This window comes from Microbacterium umsixpiens (assembly GCF_053543675.1).
The window spans coordinates 37,390-38,003 of record NZ_JBLVOH010000028.1; the positions used below are offsets into that span (position 1 = coordinate 37,390).

At 65.8% G+C, this 614-nt stretch carries 1 protein-coding gene; it reads left to right on the plus strand.

What is annotated here, in order from left to right:
* Positions 1 to 19: 19 nt before the first annotated feature.
* A partial coding sequence (locus ACNPM4_RS03030) for a carbohydrate ABC transporter permease (RefSeq protein ID WP_448984652.1) occupies positions 20 to 614 on the plus strand: 595 nt, incomplete at its 3' end.

Here is a 614-nt window from a genome sequence, read left to right on the forward strand (position 1 = left end):
GCACCTCCTGGAGATGAACATGTCACTCGCCACCCGCCGCGAGGGCCGCACGAAGCTGCCGCCCGAACAGCCGTCGATCCCGCAGCGCCGCGGTGGGACCGGGGCCTACTGGATCTACCTGCTGCCCGGCTTCGTGCTCCTGCTCGTCGTCGTGATCGTCCCGCTCATCTGGAACGTGTACCTGACGTTCACCAAGTGGAAGGGGGTGCGCACACCGGAGTTCATCGGGCTCGAGAACTGGCAGAAGATCCTCACCGACGACGACTTCTGGACCTCGTTCACGAACTCGGTGTGGATGATCATCGCGATGGTCGTGGTACCCACGATCGTCGGTCTCATCGTCGCCGCGCTCCTGTTCGACGTCGTCGGACGCAAGTTCGGCGGCAAGGTCGGCAGCTTCCTCCGGGCCACGTACTACCTCCCGCAGATCCTCCCGATCGCCGTCGCCGGCATCGTGATCGGCTGGATCGTACGCCCCGGCAGCGACGGCGCCCTCAACCAGATGCTCGGGTGGTTCGGCCTGCCCGCCTACGACTGGCTCGGTCAGATGCCGTCGGCGCTCATCGTGCTCATGGTGGTCATGGTGTGGGTGCAGCTCGGCTACCCCGTCGTGG